Here is a 14,862-nt window from a genome sequence, read left to right as displayed (position 1 = left end):
AACAGACGGAAGGGGCGTCCCGAGTGCTCGGGACGCCCCTTCCTTCAGCGGTGGTCAGTTTCTGTCAGCTCTGGAGACTCACTGCTCGGCGGATCGGGCGGCAGCCTGCCGCTCCCGCTCCTCGGCCGCCTTCTCCTCCGCCTCCATCTCCGCGAACACGTCGATCGGAGCGGGCGCCTTCGCCAGGAACACCCACGTCAGGTACACCGCGAGCAGGAACGGCGGGATCTTCAGGGCGACCAGGACCCAGCCCAGCTGCGTGGTGTCGGCCCACCAGTACAGCGGGAAGAGGATCGCGCACTTGGCGAGCAGGATCGCACCCCACGCGTAGCTGGCCTTCGCGTATGCCTTCTTGCGGCCCGGGTTCCGCGTGCGCCAGGAGAGGTTCTCCTTGAAGACCGGGCCGAGGATCAGCCCGATCAGCGGCACCCCGCACAGGGTGGTGATGATGTAGGCGAGGCCCAGACCCAGCGTGTAGAGCATGCCGGGCAGGTAGAAGTCCTTGGCGTTGCCGGTCATCATCGCGAAGACGACACCGAAGGCCACGCCGAAGACACCGCTGAAGGCGTGCTTGACGGTGTCCTTCATCACCAGCCGGACCACGACCAGCACCAGCGACACGGCCAGCGCCGCGATCGCCGACAGGTGCAGGTCCTTGTTGATCGTGTAGATGGTGACGAAGAGGAGGCCGGGCAGAACCGTCTCCACCATGCCCCGCACGCCGCCGAACGCCTCGAACAGGGCGGCCTCGGTCACCGCCCGGGCGTCGTCCGCAGATGTCTCTTCGGTCGGCTTGTCGAGCGACGTCACCGGCTACTCCCGTCCGAGGGGTCTCAGTTCGTACTTGGGATTGAACAGCACCCGGCGGCCCCGGCTCATCGAGACCCGGCCCGATGCGATCAGCCTGCGCCCCGGCTCTATCCCCACGATGGAGCGCCTGCCGAGCCACACCACGTCCAGCGCGGCGGAGCCGTCGAACAGCTCGGCCTCCAGGGCCGGGACTCCGGCGCGCGGCCGAAGGGTGACCGTGCGCAAGGTACCAGTAACCGTCACTATCTGCCGGTCCTGGCAGTCTCCGATCCGGGTGCAGCCGGCCGTCTCGCTGTCTTCGCGCAGTTCCTCGGACTCCAGGTCCTCCTGCGACGAGGAGAGCCGGTCGAGCATGCGCCGGAAACGGCCCGCCGGCTTTTCGGAACGAGGGACAGCACTCATATCTGAAGCGTACCGGGGCCTGCTGACGAAGGGCGAGGAGCCTATTTCTCGAAGCGATACCCCATCCCCGGCTCGGTGATGAAGTGCTTCGGGTGCGACGGATCCGCCTCGAGCTTCCGCCGCAACTGCGCCATGTACACGCGCAGATAGTTCGTCTCGGTCCCGTACGACGGCCCCCACACCTCCTGGAGCAGCTGCCTCTGCCCGACCAGGCGGCCGCTGTTGCGCACGAGGACCTCCAGCAGGTGCCACTCCGTGGGGGTCAGCCGTACGTCCTTGCCGGCGCGGTTGACCTTCTTCGCGGCCAGGTCGACGGTGAACTCGCCGGTGTCGACGATCACGTCGTCCTCACCGCCGCCGGCCGGTTCGGCGCGGCGCACGGCGGCCCGCAGCCGGGCCAGCAGTTCGTCCATGCCGAACGGCTTGGTGACGTAGTCGTCGGCGCCCGCGTCCAGCGCCTCGACCTTCTCGTCGGAGGAGTGCCGGGCGGACAGCACCAGGATCGGCACCCGGGTCCAGCCGCGCAGGCCCCTGATCACCTCGACGCCGTCCATGTCGGGCAGCCCGAGGTCGAGGACGATCACGTCGGGGTGGCGGGCGGCGGCGAGCCGGAGGGCGGTGGCGCCGTCATGGGCCGCGTCGACCTCGTACGCGCGTGCCTTGAGGTTGATCACGAGGGCGCGCACGATCTGCGGCTCGTCGTCGACCACGAGGACGCGGGTCATGAGGGCTGCCTTTCCGGTTCTGCTGCGTGGTGAAGGTCTCGGCGGGTTCCCGCCGCGCGGAGGGTGAGGACCATGGTGAGTCCGCCACCGGGGGTGTCCTCGGCGTTCAGGGTGCCGCCCATCGCCTCGGCGAAGCCGCGCGCCACCGCGAGCCCCAGGCCCACGCCCGCGCCGCGCGGGGCGTCGCCGTGGCGCTGGAAGGGCTCGAAGATGCGCTCCTTGGCCTCGTCGGGGACCCCGGGCCCCCGGTCGACCACCCGCACCTCGACCCGGTCGGCGAGCGCGCTGGCGGCGACCAGCACGGGCACGCCGGGCGGACTGTACTTCACGGCGTTCTCGACGAGGTTGGCCATCGCCCGCTCCAGCAACCCGGGGTCCACGGCGACCATGGGCAGTGTCTCGGGCACGTCCAGCCCGGCGCTGCCCTCGGGCACGCCGCCGAGCGCCATCGGCACCACCTCGTCGAGATCGATCTCACGGATCAGCGGGGTGACGGTGCCGGTCTGGAGCCGGGACATGTCGAGCAGGTTGCCGACGAGGTGGTCGAGCCGGTCGGCACCCTCCTCGATGCCCGCCAGCAGCTCGGCCCGGTCTTCCTCGGACCACTCGACGTCCTCGGAGCGCAGGGAGGTCACCGCCGCCTTGATCCCGGCGAGGGGAGTCCGCAGATCGTGGCTGACGGCGGCCAGCAGGGCCGTGCGGATGCGGTTGCCCTCGGCGAGCGTGCGGGCCCGGTCGGCCTCCTCCCGGAGCCGGCGGCGGTCCAGGACGACGGCGGCCTGGGCGGCGAAGGCGGCCAGCACCCGGCGGTCCTCGGCGGGCAGCACGCGGCCGGTCAGCGCCAGGGCCATGTGGGCTCCGACGGGGATGTCCACGTCCGCCTGGTCGGGCCGCTCGACGGGACGCCCCCGGCCGGCCCGGCCTGCGCAGGTCCACGGCTCGACGTCGCCCGCCCGTTCCAGCAGGGCCGCGGACTCCATGCCGAAGGTCTCCCGGACCCGTTCCAGCAGGTCCTCCAGACCGGTCTCGCCGCGCAGCACGTTGCCGGCGAGGAAGGACAGGATCTCGGACTCGGCCCGCAGCCTGGCCGCCTGGTGGGTGCGGCGAGCGGCGAGATCCACCACGGAGGCCACCGCCACGCCGACCGCCACGAAGATCACGATGGCGACGATGTTCTTCGGGTCGGCGATGGCCAACCGGTGCAACGGCGGTGAGTAGAAGTAGTTCAGCAGCAGGGAGCCCACCGCCGCGGACGCCAGGGCGGGCAGCAGCCCGCCGAGCAGGGCCGCCGCCACCGTCAGCGCCAGGAACAGCAGCATGTCGTTGGCGAGGCCGAGGTCGACGGTGCTGAGCAGCGCCGCGAGGAGCGGCGGGCCGGCGACGCCGGCGATCCATCCGCACACCCGCCGGGAGCGCCCGAGGCGCGCGCCCCGGGCCACCGGCAGTCCGCGGCCCCTGGCGACCTCGTCGTGGGTGACGATGTGCACGTCGAGGTCGGGCCCGGACTCCCGGGCGACCGTCGCGCCGACGCCGGGCCCGAAGACGTACTGCCACGTCTTGCGGCGTGAGGAGCCCAGCACGATCTGGGTGGCGTTCACGCCACGGGCGAAGGCGAGCAGCGCGGCCGGTATGTCGTCGCCGACGACATGGTGGAACGTTCCGCCAAGATCCTCGACCAGGGTCCGCTGCAGCGCCAGTTCCTCGGGCGAGGCCGAGGTCAGCCCGTCGCTGCGGGCTATGCAGACGGCCAGCACCTCACCGCCGGCGCCCTTCTCGGCCAGCCGGGCGCCCCGGCGGATGAGCGTGCGGCCCTCGGGGCCCCCGGTCAGGCCGACCACGATCCGCTCGCGCGAGCCCCAGATCGTCGACACCCGGTGCTCGCTGCGGTACCGCGTGAGGTGGGCGTCGACCCGGTCGGCCACCCACAGCAGGGCCAGCTCGCGCAAGGCGGTCAGGTTGCCGGGGCGGAACTGGTTCGCCAGGGCGGCGTCGACCTTGTCGGGCCGGTGGATGTTGCCGTGCGCCATCCGCCGCCGCAGCGCCTGGGGCGTCATGTCGACGAGCTCTACCTGGTCGGCCCGGCGTACCACCTCGTCCGGCACGGTCTCCTGCTGCCGCACCCCGGTGATCGACTCGACGACGTCGCCGAGGGACTCCAGGTGCTGGATGTTGACGGTCGAGACCACGTCGATGCCGGCGGCGAGCAGTTCCTCCACGTCCTGCCAGCGCTTGGCGTTGCGGGAGCCGGGGAGGTTCGTGTGGGCGAGTTCGTCCACCAGCGCGACCTGGGGGCGGCGGGCGAGGACGGCGTCGAGGTCCATCTCGGGGAAGACGCCGCCGCGGTACTCCAGCTCCCTGCGCGGCACCTGCTCCAGGCCGTGCAGCATCTCCTCGGTGCGGGGTCGGCCGTGGGGCTCGACGAAGGCCACCACACAGTCCGTGCCCCGCCCGACACGGCGGTGCGCCTCGGACAGCATCGCGTACGTCTTGCCGACGCCCGGCGCCGCGCCGAGGTGGATCCGAAGCTTGCCGCGTGCCATGGCCCCATTGTCTTCCGGTGGTCTGCCGACTTCGCAGCGTCGACCCTACGGCCGGAAAGCGCGGCATCCGGGCGCCGGGCGCCGGTCCGGGGCGCACTTTGACGGAACTCTGACGCGGCCGGCCCGCCGGAGGCCGGACGTCGGGTCCCCGCCCGGCGCCCGGTCGGTCAGGAGGTCAGGCGGGGCTGTCGCCGTGGGTGAGCGTCTCCCAGGCGACGAAGAGGTTGTTGCTGCCGGCGGGGCGGCCCCGCTGGGTCAGCGTCCCGGTGTTGGTCATGACGTGCCCGAGACGGTTGGCCAGGGCGTTGTGGCCCACCTCGGTCACCGGCCCGAGCCCGAGCTTGAGCGAGCCGCCGCACAGCCAGCCCTCGGCACCGGCGCCGAGCTGGTACTTGGCGTGGAAGCCGAGCCCGTGCCGGAGCCGCTCGCCCACGTCGGTGCCGTAGAGGTCCAGTCCCTGGATGCGGCTGGTCTCGGCGACGTGCGAGATGGCCGAGAGGCCGTAGCCGGTGTGGGTGAAGTCGCGGCAGGTCTCCTGGCTGAGCCCGTTGACGAAGGTCGACTGCCCCTGCCAGTACTTGACGACCTTCTCCCGGGTGTTCAGGTTCTGGCTCGGCACGGTCTTCGGGAGCGCGCCGTCGGACTCCAGGTAGACGTAGGCGGCCGTGCGCGTGCGGAATTTCGCCATGGCCTTGTCGTACGACGCCTTGTCCTCCAGGAAGACGGCGATGCCGACGGCGGCCTCCATCATCGACAGCTCCCAGTTGCCGTTGGAGTTCGAGCCGTTGATCACCTCGGGGAGGTACACGGTGCGGAGCATGGTGGCGAAGCGGCCGGAGTTCGCCCAGGTGCCGGTGTACGTGTACTTGATGATCTCGGCGGCCCTCGGCCAGGAGGAGCCGGCCCAGCCGGTCTGCAGGGGCGCGTTGCTGTCGGTGTGGTCCCGGATCACGGCGGACCAGGCGTCCATCAGCTCGATCGCCTTGCGGGCGTGCCGTTCGTCGCGGGTGAGGTACCAGGCGAGCGCGTGGGTGTACGCGGCGATCGCGTCCTCGCGCTCGTCGGTGCAGCCGTAGTTGGGGTTGGAGTACGAACCGCACTCGACGACCGCCCGGGGCCTGGGCGTGCGGTTCAGGTCGGCGTACTTGCTCGCCATCATCCGGTCGAAGGCGCCCTTCCAGGGCTGGGCGCCGGCGTTGACCTTGGAGCGGGTGAAGTCCAACTGGCCCTTGGAGACGGTGACTCCGGGGTGGACGAAGGTGCCGGGGGCGCTGGGAGCGGCGCCGGCGGGCCAGGCGAGGACACCGGCGACGAGGGCGGCCGAGGCCGCGAAGAGAGCGGTTCTGTGCATACGTGGGGGGCCTTCCGTTCTCGTATGTGAACGTGAAGCGCCTTTATGAACAGACGCGTTGGACGGAGACCGTAGGTACAGACCAATGCGCCGTCAAGGTTCCGCGCACGAGAAAGGGCCGCACTCCCGGTGGGGTGCGGCCCTGGTGTCTCTGCGGGTCAGCGGACCTCGGTGATCTCCGGTCCGCGCTGGAGCTGGCCCATTCCGCCGGCGAAACGGGAGCCCTCCTCCTGCTGGACGCCCTCGGGGACCATCTGGGCGTCGTTCGGCAGCTTCAGGACGATCGGGTCGCGGGGCGCCATCGGGCCCTCACCGCGGACCACGACCGTGTCCCGGAAGATCTGCTCGAGCAGCCCGGCGGCCTGCGGCTGCACCGCGCCCTGGCCCGAGATGACCCCGCGCAGGAACCAGCGGGGGCCGTCCACACCGACGAACCGCACGACCTGGAAGCCGCCGGTGCCGTCCGGCAGCTGTACGGGCACCTGGGCGCGCAGCTCCCAGCCCAGCGGCCCCTCGACCTCGTCGACGATGCCGCCCTGCTGGGTGATGCCGGTACCGATCTCCTCGCGCACCTCGCCCCAGATGCCCTCGCGCTTGGGGGCGGCGAAGCCCTGGAGCTGGATGGCGCTGTCGCGCAGCACGACCGTGGCCGCGACGATCGCGTCGCCCGCGACCTCGACCCTGAGCTCCATGCCGTCGACGCCCGGCACGAACAGGCCGCCCAGGTCGACCCGGCCTTCGCCCGGGTCCCGGACCTCCGAGTCGTCCCAGGGCCCGTCGGGGCGCGGCGCGGGCTCCAGCCTCAGGCGCTCGCGCTCTTCGTCCGCCTCAGTGTCGACACCGTCGACGACCTGCTCGGCCTCGCCGGCCGCGTCCTCGGCGGCATCCCTCTTCTTGCGACGTCCGAACACGTCACTGTCCTTCCCGGTCGGATACGACCGAAGCGTATCGATTCCCACCCGCCTGACCGCCCACGGCGGCCTGACCGCTTGTGCCGCTCGTCCCGTCCACCGCGGCATGGCCTCCGGTGGACCCGAAGCCCCCCTCGGCCCGCGCGGAGCCGGGAAGTTCCGCCACCTCCTGGAAGCGGACCCTCTCGACCTGCTGGACTACCAGTTGGGCAATCCGGTCGAAGCGCTCGAACCGCACGGCCTCGCGCGGGTCGAGATTCACCACGATCACCTTGATCTCCCCACGGTACCCGGCATCAACCGTCCCCGGGGCATTCACCAGGGCGACGCCGCAGCGGGCGGCCAGACCGGATCGCGGGTGCACGAAGGCCGCGTACCCCTCCGGCAGCGCCACAGACACCCCCGTGGGCAGCACGGCCCGCTCGCCCGGCTCCAGTTGGCACGCCTCGGTGGTGCGCAGATCCGCCCCGGCGTCACCGGGCTGCGCGTACGACGGAAGCGGTACGTCCGGGTCCACGCGCCGGATCAGCACGTCCAGCGGCTGCCTGCTCACGGGGCTCGTGGGAGTCATGGGGGTCTCCGGGCTCACCGGGCTGGTGAGGCTGTCGGGGCTGTCGGGCAGCACGGGACGGGCTGTGCTCACGGGTTCACCTCGAAGGCGCGGGCGCGCCGGACCTGGTCCGGGTCGCTCATGGCGGCCTGGATCTCCTCCCGGCGGCCGTGGTCGACGAAGTGGTCGACCTTCACCTCGACGAAGAGCGCGTCCGCGCGCACGGCGACGGGCCCGTCGGGGCCGCCGACGCGTCCGGTCGCTGTGGAGTAGATCTTCCGCCCGGCCACCGCCGTCACCTCCGCCTCCAGGTACAGCGTGGTGCCGACGGGCACGGGGCGTACGAAGTCGGTCTCCAGCCGCCCGGTCACCGCGATCGTGCGCAGCAGCCAGTTCAGCGAGCCGAGGGTCTCGTCCAGGGCGGAGGTGAGCACGCCACCGTGCGCGAGGCCCGGGGCGCCCTGGTGGGCGGGCTGCACGGTGAACTCGGCGGTGAGCGACACGCCCTCGCCGGCCCGCGCCTCCAGGTGCAGCCCGTGCGGCTGGTCGCCGCCGCAGCCGAAGCACTGGCCGTAGTGCGCGCCGAGGAGCTCACCGGGCGCGGGCGCGTCCGGGTGACGCACCGGTTGCACGGCTTCGGCCGGAGGCTGGAGAGCTGCGGAAGTACGACTCACAGCCGCAGACCTTACCCGCGCGTCGGTCCCTTCCCGACACCGTGTCAAGCTTGGCCCCATGCAGCTCTCCGCCGCCCCCTACGAAGAACGCCTCACCGCCCCGCGGAGCTGGTGGCTGATCTCGTTTCTCGTGGGCGTCTCCATGGCCCTGATCCTGCTCCCGTTCGGCACGCTGCCGACGCTCGGCGGCCTCGCCGGGGGCACCGCGGTCGCGGCCGTCGCCGCGAGCTCGTACGGCTCGGTCCGCATTCGCGTGGTCGGCGACTCACTGATCGCGGGCGAGGCGAAGATCCCGCTGGCGGCACTGGGCGAGGCGGAGGTGCTGGACGCGGAGGAGGCCCGCGCCTGGCGCACCTACAAGGCCGATCCGCGCGCCTTCCTCCTGCTGCGCGCGTACATTCCCACGGCTCTGCGCGTGGAGGTCACGGACCCGGAGGACCCGACTCCGTACCTGTACCTGTCCACGCGCGAGCCGGAGCGGCTGGCGGAGGCGCTGCGGACGGCGAAGCCGGCGTAGCACACCTGAGCGGGGCATCACCCGGCCGCTGTCGACGGGCCGGTCTCAGCGCCCGTCGCCGTGGCCGTGTCCGCCGTCGGGCCGGTCGTCCTGGTGACGGCCCAGGGGGTCGGTGGTGATCTGGTCCATCTCCAGGGCGTCCGCCGGAGATTCCAGGGCGGGGAGTGCTTCCAGGGCCTCCCAGGACACCTGGATCTTGCGCAGGTCCTTCCGGACCCGGCCGGCGAGCTTTCTCGTCTCGCCGCGGTTCATCACCGCCCCGACGGCGGCGCCCACCAGGAACGGCATCAGGTTCGGCATGCTGCGGACCATGCGCTTCATGATCCGCTGCCGCAGGTCGCGCTTCATGCGGCTGTTCAGCGCCACGCTGAGGGTCGACGGCTTGGACGCGTCGATCCCGCGCTCGCCCGACCACGAGTCGAGGTACGCGGTGCTGCGCTGCTTGAGGTTGCCGGGCGGCCGGACGCCGTAGACCTCGTGGAGTTCGGCGATCAGCTTCAGCTCGATCACCGCGACGCCGGTGACCTCGGCTGCCAGTTCCGTCGGCATCGCCGGGGGGACGGGGAGCATCGCGGCCGCGCCGATACCCGCGCCGACCGTGGCCGTCGCGTTCGCGGCGCCCGCCACGAGCTTGTCCGCGAGCTCCTCGGGCCCGAGGCCCGGGAACTGCCTGCGCAGCGTCGCCAGGTCCCGTACGGGGACGCGCGGGGCCAGTTCGATGATCCGGTCGGCGAGGTAGGCGAGGCCGGCCCGGGCCCGGTCGCCGCCCTTGCGGGCGCCTTCCATGACCCGCTCCCGGATCGCCCCCGCCCGCCGTCTCGCGACGGGTGCGGGGACGTCCACGGACGCCGGGAGGTCACCCCGGTCCGCTGTCGGTTCGAGCGAGGCCGCCCCCGTACCGGTTGAGCCTCGCTCGTCGTCACGCGCGCCGTACTGCGGGCCGTCCTTCGGCCCTTCGTCCGCTTTCCGCTTGGAGAAGCGGCGCTTCCAGGGAGGGGTCGAGCCAGTCACGGCCGACCCGTCCTCAGTCGCAGTCGCGGCAGATCGGCTGGCCGTTCTTCTCCCGGGCCAGCTGGCTGCGGTGGTGCACCAGGAAGCAGCTCATGCATGTGAACTCGTCCTGCTGCTTCGGGAGCACCCGGACGGCCAGTTCCTCGTTCGAGAGGTCGGCTCCGGGCAGCTCGAGGCCCTCTGCGGCCTCGAACTCGTCGACGTCCACGGCGGAGGCCGACTTGTCGTTCCTCCGAGCCTTCAGCTCTTCGAGACTGTCCGAGTCGACGTCGTCGTCGGTCTTGCGTGGAGTGTCGTAATCGGTTGCCATGGTCGCTCTCCCCCTCTGGGTGTCTGCGGTGTCTCCAGCGCACGTAACGCGTGAGAGGCCGGACTTGTGCCCGACCTGAGGCGGAGATTTTGCCTCACATCAAGGTCTGTTACTCAATCGACACCCAACCGGACTCCTCACGAGTGATCGGCTTGGATGGCGATGGGGACCGTACACGGTCCGTATGCCGCACGCCAAAGGCGTCTCACCGTGTACTTCCCGTGATCAAGACCCCCGAAAACCGGGATTTTCCCGGCTTTCCGACAGCATGCATGATCACGGAGAGTAGATGGCCGGAAAGGCGTCCCTGTGATCGATCACACACGGCGCACGCACGGTGCCGCCTCAAAAATTCCGCGCAAAGCGAACATCCCCGTGCGCCGCCGAGTTGATCGGCGACATGATCTCAGATCGGCAGCGTGACGCGCATGACGAGCCCACCCCCCTCACGCGGCTGGGCGTAGATGTGGCCGCCGTGCGCCCGGGCCACGGACCGGACGATGGACAGCCCGAGCCCGACACCCTTGTCGCTGCCCGTCCGCTCCGTGCGCAACCGCCGGAACGGCTCGAAGAGGTTGTCGATCTCGTACGCCGGCACGACCGGGCCCGTGTTGGAGACGACCAGGACCGCCTGGCCGTGCTGCACGTCGGTGGTGACCTCGACCCAGCCGCCCTCCGCGACGTTGTAGCGCACGGCGTTCTGCACCAGGTTGAGCGCGATCCGCTCCAGCAGCACGCCGTTGCCCTGGATGACCGCCGGCTTCTGCTCGCCGCGGATCCCCACGCCCTTGCTCTCGGCCTCGCCGTGCACCTGGTCGATGGCCTGCGAGGCGACCTCGGCGAGGTCCACGGGCCCCCGCTCGACGATCTGGTTGTCGCTGCGGGCGAGCAGCAGCAGGCCCTCGACGAGCCGCTCGCTTCGCTCGTTGGTGGCCAGCAGCGTCTTGCCGAGCTGCTGGAGCTCCATGGGCGCCTGCGGGTCGGACAGGTGCACCTCGAGGAGCGTGCGGTTGATCGCCAGCGGCGTTCTCAGTTCGTGTGAGGCGTTGCCGACGAAGCGCTGCTGGGCCGTGAAGGCGCGCTGCAGCCGCTCCAGCATGTCGTCGAAGGTGTCCGCCAGCTCCTTCAGCTCGTCGTCCGGCCCGTCCAGCTCGATCCGGCGGGACAGGTCGGAGCCCGCCACCGCCCGGGCGGTGCGGGTGATCCGGCCCAGCGGCGACAGGACCCGGCCGGCCATCGCGTAGCCGAAGGCGAAGGCGATGACGGCCAGGCCCAGCAGGGCCAGGAGCGAGCGGCTGAGCAGGCTGTCCAGGGCGTGCCGGCGCTGCTCGTTGACGCAGTTGTTCATGGCGTCGTTGAACTCGCTGGGCGAGGCCTGGCCGGGCAGGTTGCAGATGTCGCTGGTGACCTTGCCCTCGACGATCTTGAACGGCAGATTACTGCCCACGTTCAGGGCCTGGGCGGCCAGCAGGTAGATGATCGACAGCAGCAGGATGCCTGCGATCAGGAACATGCCGCCGTAGAGCAGCGTGAGCCGTATGCGGATGGTCGGGCGCAGCCACGGGAAGGGCGGCACGGGCCTCCTGGGGTCCCAGGTGGGCTTGGGAGGCGCCTGCGGGGGCGCGGGAGTCGCTGCCACGGCGTATCAGATCCGGTAGCCGGAGCCGGGGACGGTGACGATGACGGGCGGCTCGCCCAGCTTGCGGCGCAGGGTCATGACCGTCACGCGCACGACGTTCGTGAACGGGTCGGTGTTCTCGTCCCAGGCCTTCTCCAGGAGCTGCTCCGCGGAGACGACGGCGCCCTCGCTGCGCATCAGCACCTCCAGGACCGCGAACTCCTTGGGAGCGAGCTGGACCTCCTTGCCGTCGCGGAAGACCTCGCGGCGGTTGGGATCGAGCTTGATCCCGGCGCGCTCCAGGACGGGCGGCAGGGGCACGCTGGTGCGCCGCCCGAGGGCGCGCACCCGCGCGATCAGCTCACTGAACGCGAACGGCTTGGGCAGGTAGTCGTCGGCGCCGATCTCCAGTCCCTCGACCCGGTCGCTGACGTCGCCGGAGGCCGTCAGCATCAGCACGCGGGTGGGCATGCCCAGTTCGACGATCTTGCGGCAGACGTCGTCGCCGTGCACGAGCGGGAGGTCGCGGTCGAGGACGACCACGTCGTAGTCGTTGACACCGATGCGCTCCAGGGCGGCCGCACCGTCGTACACGACGTCGACGGCCATGGCCTCCCGGCGCAGTCCGGTGGCCACCGCATCGGCGAGCAGTTGCTCGTCCTCGACGACGAGTACGCGCACGTTCCTGGTCCTTCCTCATGTCCACCCGCGCAGCCCTTCACCGGGCGCACGCGGGCAGGGGTCTTCGACGGTGCCTTGGTGTGTTGCCCTCCATCCTGCCCTTTTCGGCCATAAGTCGGAGGTAAGGCGGGTGGGAGGGCGGTGACCCGAGGGGGAATACGAGATTTTCTCCTCCGGTTAGGTTTCCACGAAAGGGAGCTTGGGGAGGACGGCTTTACATCCCACGATCACGCTCTGCTGGCGCCGCACCACCATGCGGTGCGCATCAATCCGCTTTTCCGCAGGGCGGGCGTGGGTGTCCGGCACCGTCGCCGCCCAGCCGAGCGGCGCTGGGCATCCACATGCGGCGTGATCGTCCCTTCCGAACGGCACACCCCCGTGCCAACGACCCACGACCCAGGACGAGGGGGCGCAGCATGGACGCATTCACCGCAGGACTTCTGCAGCGCATAAGGGCGACCGAGTCCGATCTGTCCCGGGCTCGCGACGAGGGCGACGAGTTCCTCGTCGATGTGGAGCAGGGCGAGCTCGACGACCTGCGCCGTCTCGCCGCCGAGCACGGTGTGCAGGTCGGCGCGACGAGCGTCTGATCAGGCCGTACGAGCGGGCCCCGGCGAATCCAGCGCCGGGGCCCGCTTCGTTGCCGCAGGGGTGTGTTCACCTGGTGTTCGGCGCACCGTCGGCCCTCGTCGGGCGGGCCCCGGCCTCCTCAGTCGTGCCACGCTCCGAAGTCCTCCAGGAGGCGCTGGAGGGGCTCGAAGACGCCGGGGGTAGCCGCCACTGCCAGATCGCCTGACGGGCGCTCTCCGGGGCGTCCACCGGTCAGTGCGCCGGCCTCCCGGGCGATCAGGTCCCCCGCCGCGAGGTCCCAGGGGTGCAGGCCGCGCTCGTAGTAGCCGTCGAGGCGTCCCGCGGCCACGTCGCACAGGTCGACCGCGGCCGAGCCGCCGCGGCGGATGTCGCGCAGCAGCGGGATCAGCCGCTGGGCCACATCTGCCTGGTGGGCGCGGACCTGGGCGACGTAGTTGAAGCCCGTGGAGACCAGTGCCTGGTCCAGGGGCGGCGCGGGGCGGCAGGCCAGCCTGCGCTCGCCGTCCCAGGCGCCGGTGGCCCAGGCGCCTCGGCCGCGCACGGCGTGGAACGTCTCGCCGCGCATCGGGGCGGCGACGACTCCGACGACGGTCTCGCCGTCCTGCTCGGCGGCGATGGACACGGCCCACGTGGGCAGCCCGTAGAGGTAGTTCACCGTGCCGTCGAGCGGGTCGATCACCCAGCGGACGCCGCTCGTGCCCTCCGTGGCGGCGCCCTCCTCGCCGAGGACGCCGTCGTCCGGGCGGTGTTCGGCGATCAGGCCCGTGATCAGCTTCTCCGCCGCGATGTCCATCTCGGTGACGACGTCGATGGGGCTGGACTTGGTCGCGGCGACCGCGAGGTCGGCCGGGCGTCCGTCGCGCAGCAGCGCGCCGGCGCGGCGGGCGGCCTCCTGGGCGAGTTCGAGCAGGTCCGTGTGCAGGGGGTCGGTCACGGGACTCCTCACGCGTAGGTGCTGTCGGCGCCCGCGGCGACGGGCCGGGGGGCGCGGGCCGGGCAGCAGCCGACCGGGCACAGGTTGTGGCTCGCCCCGAGGGCGCCCAGGGCGCACGGCGTGACGTCCTGCCCGCGCTCGACGGCGGCGCGCTCCACGACGAGCTCGCGGATCGCCGCGGCGAACCTCGGGTCGGCGCCGACGGTGGCCGAGCGCCGCATCGGCAGCCCGAGCTCCTCGGTCCGGGCCTTGGCCTCCGTGTCGAGGTCGTAGAGGACCTCCATGTGGTCGGAGACGAAGCCGATGGGGGCGATGACGACGGCCGGGACGCCGGCCGCGTGCCGCTCGTCGAGGTGGTCGCAGATGTCGGGCTCCAGCCACGGGATGTGCGGCGCGCCGGAGCGGGACTGGTAGACGAGCTGCCACGGGTGGTCGACGCCGGTGCGCTCCCGGACGGCGTCGGCGATCTGCTGCGCCACGTCCAGGTGCTGCTTCACGTACGCGCCGCCGTCGCCGTGCTCCTCGACGGGGCCGGAGGTGTCGGCGGAGGCCGTCGGGATCGAGTGCGTCGAGAAGGCGAGGTGCGCCCCGTCGCGGACGTCCTCGGGAAGCTCGGCGAGGGACTGGAGCACCCCGTCGATCATGGGCTCCAGGAAGCCCGGGTGGTTGAAGTAGTGCCGCAGCTTGTCGACCTTCGGCAGCTCCAGCCCCTCGGCCTCCAGAGCCGCGAGCGAGTCGGCGAGGTTCTCGCGGTACTGGCGGCAGCCCGAGTACGAGGCGTAGGCGCTGGTGGCGAGGACCAGGATGCGGCGGCGGCCGTCGCGGACCATCTCGCGCAGCGTGTCCGTCAGGTACGGCGCCCAGTTGCGGTTGCCCCAGTAGACCGGCAGGTCCAGGCCGTGGTCGGCGAAGTCCTTGCGCAGAGCATCCAGCAGGGCGCGGTTCTGGTCGTTGATCGGGCTGACCCCGCCGAAGAGGAAGTAGTGCTGCCCGACTTCCTTGAGGCGTTCCTTGGGGATGCCGCGCCCACGCGTCACGTTCTCCAGGAACGGGACCACGTCGTCCGGGCCTTCCGGGCCGCCGAACGAGAGCAGGAGCAGGGCGTCGTAGGGGCTGACATCGCGCGCGTCTGGCATGAGTCGATCCTGCCACCCTGCACTGACAGCCGGGAAACGGCGGGGTGACGCCCGCGCGGCAGGCAGGCCCGGGGGTGCTGCGGGGTTGGGCCGGACGGGTG

At 71.5% G+C, this 14,862-nt stretch carries 16 protein-coding genes; 2 read left to right on the top strand and 14 right to left on the bottom strand.

Annotation, left to right across the window (positions count from 1 at the left end):
• Positions 1-78: 78 nt before the first annotated feature.
• The 8 genes from AB0G20_RS22730 to AB0G20_RS22695 form a co-directional block, all read right to left on the bottom strand.
• Positions 79-810 (bottom strand): DUF3159 domain-containing protein, encoded by a 732-nt coding sequence (locus AB0G20_RS22730; protein WP_161361303.1) that lies wholly within the window; start codon positions 808-810, stop codon positions 79-81.
• Positions 811-813: 3 nt separating this feature from the next.
• On the bottom strand, positions 814-1,212 hold the full coding sequence (locus AB0G20_RS22725; RefSeq protein ID WP_361305278.1) for an OB-fold nucleic acid binding domain-containing protein: 399 nt from the start codon (positions 1,210-1,212) through the stop codon (positions 814-816).
• A gap of 41 nt (positions 1,213-1,253) precedes the next feature.
• The gene (locus AB0G20_RS22720) at positions 1,254-1,937 is read right to left on the bottom strand and encodes a response regulator (protein WP_361305276.1); all 684 of its coding nucleotides are present in this window, start codon (positions 1,935-1,937) and stop codon (positions 1,254-1,256) included.
• On the bottom strand, positions 1,934-4,477 hold the full coding sequence (locus AB0G20_RS22715; RefSeq protein ID WP_361305274.1) for an ATP-binding protein: 2,544 nt from the start codon (positions 4,475-4,477) through the stop codon (positions 1,934-1,936). Before AB0G20_RS22715 ends, AB0G20_RS22720 begins: the two co-directional genes overlap by 4 nt.
• A gap of 175 nt (positions 4,478-4,652) precedes the next feature.
• Positions 4,653-5,828 (bottom strand): alginate lyase family protein, encoded by a 1,176-nt coding sequence (locus AB0G20_RS22710; protein WP_361305272.1) that lies wholly within the window; start codon positions 5,826-5,828, stop codon positions 4,653-4,655.
• Positions 5,829-5,986: 158 nt separating this feature from the next.
• Positions 5,987-6,739, bottom strand: a complete 753-nt coding sequence (locus AB0G20_RS22705) for a DUF3710 domain-containing protein (RefSeq protein WP_221754568.1) — start codon at positions 6,737-6,739, stop codon at positions 5,987-5,989.
• Between the two features lies 1 nt (position 6,740).
• Complete coding sequence (dut, locus tag AB0G20_RS22700; RefSeq protein ID WP_107459962.1) at positions 6,741-7,310, bottom strand: dUTP diphosphatase; 570 nt, start codon at positions 7,308-7,310, stop codon at positions 6,741-6,743.
• A gap of 68 nt (positions 7,311-7,378) precedes the next feature.
• Positions 7,379-7,963 carry a PaaI family thioesterase gene (locus AB0G20_RS22695; RefSeq protein WP_361305270.1) on the bottom strand — a complete coding sequence of 195 codons (585 nt, stop codon included), beginning with the start codon at positions 7,961-7,963 and terminating at the stop codon, positions 7,379-7,381.
• Between the two features lie 58 nt (positions 7,964-8,021).
• On the opposite strand from AB0G20_RS22695, the gene AB0G20_RS22690 reads away from it, so the two are divergent.
• Positions 8,022-8,480 carry a DUF3093 domain-containing protein gene (locus tag AB0G20_RS22690; protein ID WP_361305268.1) on the top strand — a complete coding sequence of 153 codons (459 nt, stop codon included), beginning with the start codon at positions 8,022-8,024 and terminating at the stop codon, positions 8,478-8,480.
• 45 nt (positions 8,481-8,525) lie between these two features.
• Here AB0G20_RS22690 and AB0G20_RS22685 read toward each other — a convergent pair whose 3' ends face one another.
• The 4 genes from AB0G20_RS22685 to AB0G20_RS22670 all read right to left on the bottom strand — a co-directional run bounded on the left by AB0G20_RS22685 (position 8,526) and on the right by AB0G20_RS22670 (position 12,100).
• A complete protein-coding gene (locus AB0G20_RS22685) occupies positions 8,526-9,491 on the bottom strand; it encodes a hypothetical protein (RefSeq protein ID WP_361305266.1) in 966 nt (321 codons plus the stop codon).
• A gap of 13 nt (positions 9,492-9,504) precedes the next feature.
• Complete coding sequence (locus tag AB0G20_RS22680; RefSeq protein ID WP_003993510.1) at positions 9,505-9,801, bottom strand: DUF4193 domain-containing protein; 297 nt, start codon at positions 9,799-9,801, stop codon at positions 9,505-9,507.
• Between the two features lie 406 nt (positions 9,802-10,207).
• Complete coding sequence (locus tag AB0G20_RS22675) at positions 10,208-11,440, bottom strand: HAMP domain-containing sensor histidine kinase (protein ID WP_361305264.1); 1,233 nt, start codon at positions 11,438-11,440, stop codon at positions 10,208-10,210.
• 6 nt (positions 11,441-11,446) lie between these two features.
• Positions 11,447-12,100: a response regulator transcription factor gene (locus AB0G20_RS22670; RefSeq protein ID WP_003993508.1), complete on the bottom strand. Its 654-nt coding sequence runs from the start codon at positions 12,098-12,100 to the stop codon at positions 11,447-11,449.
• 416 nt (positions 12,101-12,516) lie between these two features.
• Between AB0G20_RS22670 and AB0G20_RS22665 the strand changes: the two genes are divergently transcribed.
• Positions 12,517-12,690: a hypothetical protein gene (locus AB0G20_RS22665; RefSeq protein ID WP_167526644.1), complete on the top strand. Its 174-nt coding sequence runs from the start codon at positions 12,517-12,519 to the stop codon at positions 12,688-12,690.
• Between the two features lie 119 nt (positions 12,691-12,809).
• On the opposite strand, the gene AB0G20_RS22660 is transcribed toward AB0G20_RS22665, so the two are convergent.
• Both AB0G20_RS22660 and AB0G20_RS22655 read right to left on the bottom strand, forming a co-directional pair.
• Positions 12,810-13,625 carry an inositol monophosphatase family protein gene (locus tag AB0G20_RS22660; RefSeq protein ID WP_361305262.1) on the bottom strand — a complete coding sequence of 272 codons (816 nt, stop codon included), beginning with the start codon at positions 13,623-13,625 and terminating at the stop codon, positions 12,810-12,812.
• 8 nt (positions 13,626-13,633) lie between these two features.
• A complete protein-coding gene (locus AB0G20_RS22655) occupies positions 13,634-14,761 on the bottom strand; it encodes a ferrochelatase (protein ID WP_361305260.1) in 1,128 nt (375 codons plus the stop codon).
• Positions 14,762-14,862: the final 101 nt, after the last annotated feature.

Origin of the sequence: Streptomyces sp. NPDC024017, assembly GCF_040638895.1 — a bacterium.
Lineage (GTDB): Bacteria > Actinomycetota > Actinomycetes > Streptomycetales > Streptomycetaceae > Streptomyces.
This window is presented reverse-complemented; position numbering and strand designations above follow the sequence as displayed.

Bases quoted from the DNA above. Each gene is read 5' to 3' on its own strand.
- AB0G20_RS22725 (WP_361305278.1), bottom strand. From the start codon at position 1,212: ATGAGTGCTGTCCCTCGTTCCGAAAAGCCGGCGGGCCGTTTCCGGCGC.
- AB0G20_RS22715 (WP_361305274.1), bottom strand. From the start codon at position 4,477: ATGGCACGCGGCAAGCTTCGGATCCACCTCGGCGCGGCGCCGGGCGTC.
- AB0G20_RS22690 (WP_361305268.1), top strand. From the start codon at position 8,022: ATGCAGCTCTCCGCCGCCCCCTACGAAGAACGCCTCACCGCCCCGCGG.
- AB0G20_RS22720 (WP_361305276.1), bottom strand. From the start codon at position 1,937: ATGACCCGCGTCCTCGTGGTCGACGACGAGCCGCAGATCGTGCGCGCC.
- AB0G20_RS22710 (WP_361305272.1), bottom strand. From the start codon at position 5,828: ATGCACAGAACCGCTCTCTTCGCGGCCTCGGCCGCCCTCGTCGCCGGT.
- AB0G20_RS22655 (WP_361305260.1), bottom strand. From the start codon at position 14,761: ATGCCAGACGCGCGCGATGTCAGCCCCTACGACGCCCTGCTCCTGCTC.
- dut (WP_107459962.1), bottom strand. From the start codon at position 7,310: ATGACTCCCACGAGCCCCGTGAGCAGGCAGCCGCTGGACGTGCTGATC.
- AB0G20_RS22680 (WP_003993510.1), bottom strand. From the start codon at position 9,801: ATGGCAACCGATTACGACACTCCACGCAAGACCGACGACGACGTCGAC.
- AB0G20_RS22665 (WP_167526644.1), top strand. From the start codon at position 12,517: ATGGACGCATTCACCGCAGGACTTCTGCAGCGCATAAGGGCGACCGAG.